This window comes from Brevundimonas sp. UBA7838, from assembly GCF_002500885.1.
GTDB classification, from domain to species: domain Bacteria; phylum Pseudomonadota; class Alphaproteobacteria; order Caulobacterales; family Caulobacteraceae; genus Brevundimonas; species Brevundimonas vesicularis_C.
The window spans coordinates 1-2,588 of the sequence record NZ_DLTK01000019.1; the positions used below are offsets into that span (position 1 = coordinate 1).

Annotated in this window: 3 protein-coding genes and 1 pseudogene; 2 read left to right on the forward strand and 2 right to left on the reverse strand. The window is 69.2% G+C overall.

The window, feature by feature from the left end:
* A pseudogene (locus B3T77_RS00925) lies at positions 1-680 on the reverse strand (two-component sensor histidine kinase); the annotation flags it as partial.
* Positions 681-810: 130 nt separating this feature from the next.
* Between B3T77_RS00925 and B3T77_RS00930 the strand changes: the two are divergent.
* On the forward strand, positions 811-1,209 hold the full coding sequence (locus B3T77_RS00930; protein WP_292076215.1) for a metallopeptidase family protein: 399 nt from the start codon (positions 811-813) through the stop codon (positions 1,207-1,209).
* A gap of 4 nt (positions 1,210-1,213) precedes the next feature.
* Here B3T77_RS00930 and B3T77_RS00935 read toward each other — a convergent pair whose 3' ends face one another.
* Entirely contained in the window at positions 1,214-1,909 is a 696-nt protein-coding gene (locus B3T77_RS00935; RefSeq protein WP_017505485.1) for a MarC family protein, read from the reverse strand.
* Positions 1,910-1,992: 83 nt separating this feature from the next.
* Here B3T77_RS00935 and pyrF point away from each other — a divergent pair.
* Positions 1,993-2,588 (forward strand): orotidine-5'-phosphate decarboxylase (pyrF, locus tag B3T77_RS00940; protein ID WP_292076217.1); only part of this gene is annotated, 596 nt, incomplete at its 3' end.

Here is a 2,588-nt window from a genome sequence, read left to right on the forward strand (position 1 = left end):
GCGCCCAGACGCGCGGCCTCGGCGACCAGGGCATCGGCGCCGCGGTCGAAGGACACGCCCTTTTCGACGGCGTCGTCGATGCTCTCGGCATTGGTCTCGTTCAGCCAGGCGCGGTTGGCCCAGGCCAGTTTGCCGGTCCCGTCCACGACCCAGGTCGGGGTCGGCGAGGCGTCGCCCAAAAGGGCCAGGCCGCTTTCGGTCGCATCAGCGCCGGTCAGGGTGAAGCGCGAGGCGGGCGACAGCCGCAGCCAGGCCGAACCGCCCGCGACCCGTCCCTCGATCCGCCAGGGCTCCACATCGTCCAGCGCGACCAGACCTTCGAACGCCTGACCTTCGAAAACCAGGGCGTCGATCAGAGCGCCGTGGGTGATCCGGAGTTTGTTCAGGACGGCGGCGCCGGCCTCGGCGTCCTCACCCGCCAGCCGCGCGATCAGTTCGGCCGAACCGATCGGCAGACCGGCCGCCTGCCCGTCCGGCGTCAGGGCCAGGCTGACGTCGTCGAAGGCCCGCAGCATGGCGTCATGGCGGCTGAGGTCGGCCAGGGCCTCGACCCGCTCGCGCTCGGCGGCGACGGCGGTCTCATGCAACCGCCCACGCAGCAGCAAGGCCCAGGCGCTGACGGCCATGGCCAGTCCGGCTGCGCCCGCTGTGGCGACATAGGCGATGTCGGCCTCGGCCATTCGTGTCCCTGGAGAAGAGTCTCAGCCCCGATTCGCTAACCATACTCCAAGCGCGCGAAAAAGCGGCATTCTCGTGATCGCGTCATCGCGCCCCGTTGCGGCGAAGCGACCGGGCGGCGATATCGCGGGCATGACCGACCCGATCGCCCCCTCCCTCGACGACTTCGCCCGCCTGGCGCAGGAGGCGTTCGACGCCCTGCCCGGACCGTTCAAAGACGCGGCGGGCGAGGTGGTCATCCGCATCGACGACTTCGCCGACGAAGCGACGCTGGCCGAGATGGAGATCGAGGATCCGTTCGAGCTGACGGGCCTGTATCACGGCGTGGACATCGGCCGGCGCGACAGCCTGGGCCCGGCGGCCGAGCCGTCGCGGGTCTTCCTTTATCGCCGTCCCATCCTGGACGAATGGTGCGAGCGCGGCGACGTGGGGATCGGCGAACTGATCGCCCACGTCCTGATCCATGAGATCGGCCACCACCTCGGTCTGACCGACGATGACATCCACGCCATCGAGGACGACGCGGACTGACCCCTTATTTCGTCGCCGGATAGGGCGTCGTCACGGCGCCGGAGATCATGCCGGGGATGGCCTCGCCCAGGCCCAGCAGGATGAACTGGATCGCCAGGGCGCACAGGATCAGGCCCAGCACCTTGACGATGATCGCCATGCCGACCTCGCCCAACAGGCGGCTGAGCGACCCGGTCAGGGCGAAACAGACGAAGGAGACGGCGCAGGCCGCCGCGATCGCCACCAGCGACCCCATGGTCCCGGCATAGCCCAGCTTGGCCGCCTCGCCCGCCTGGATGATCACCGCCGAAATGGCGCCGGGGCCGATCATAAGCGGAATGGCGAAGGGCACGACCAGGCGCTGGAACCGCCTGCGGGCATAGCCGCGCACGTCCTTGGAATCCGCCAGCGCATCCTTGTCCGCGAACATGGCCAGGAAGTCGCCGCGCGCCATGTCCAGGCCAAGGAACAGCAGCAGAATGCCCCCGGCGATGCGGAACGCCGCCAGCGAAATGCCGAAAAACTGCAACAGGCCCAGGCCCGTGAACAGGAAGAAGGCCAGGAAGACGGCGGCGAAGGCGCAGATCAGGGCCGAGACCGAAATCCGCTGCCTCAGGGTCGCCCCGGCCGTCGCGGCGGCGAAGATCGGCAGATTACCGATCGGGTCCAGCAAGGCGAACAGGGTCACGAACAGGTTGACACCCAAATCGACTGCGTTCATCGCCTGCCCTCGCCCTCAATCCATCACGCCGCCCTGCCGACGCGCCCTCGTGTCCGGCATAGCCGCTCAGCGCGAGTCCGTCGATGACCGATCCCCAAACCGCCTCCGATCGTGCGCTCGACGAGCGGATCATCTGCGCCCTGGACGTGCCGACGACGGCCGAGGCGGCCGCCCTGGCCGAGCGGATCGGCGATGCGATCGGCTTCTACAAGGTCGGACTGCAACTGTTCGCGGTCGACGGCATGGCGCTGGCGCGTGAGCTGAAGGCGCAGGGTCGGAAGATCTTTCTGGACTGGAAGCTGCACGACATAGGCGCGACCGTAGAGAAGGCGACGGCGAATCTGGCGGGTGCCGACTGCGACCTGCTGACGGTCCATGCGCGGCCCCAGGTTATGGCGGCGGCGGCGCGCGGCGCGGCGGGTTCGAAGATGAAGGTGCTGGGGGTTACGGTCCTGACCAGTCTGACGGCCGAGGATTTGGCCGCCGACGACCACAGCCTGTCGCCGGCCGATCTGGTCGAGCGGCGCGTGCGGCAGGCGCTTGAGGCCGGGATCGACGGCGTCGTCTCCAGCCCGCATGAGGCGGCGCGTGCCCGCGCTCTGGCGGTCGAGGCGGGCCGGCCTGACTTCCTGATCGTCACGCCCGGCGTGCGACCGGTCGGCGCCGCGCTGGACGACCA

Excerpts from the sequence above, each read along its gene's own strand:
- B3T77_RS00930 (WP_292076215.1), top strand. The coding sequence starts at position 811 with ATGACCGACCCGATCGCCCCCTCCCTCGACGACTTCGCCCGCCTGGCG.
- B3T77_RS00935 (WP_017505485.1), bottom strand. The coding sequence starts at position 1,909 with ATGAACGCAGTCGATTTGGGTGTCAACCTGTTCGTGACCCTGTTCGCC.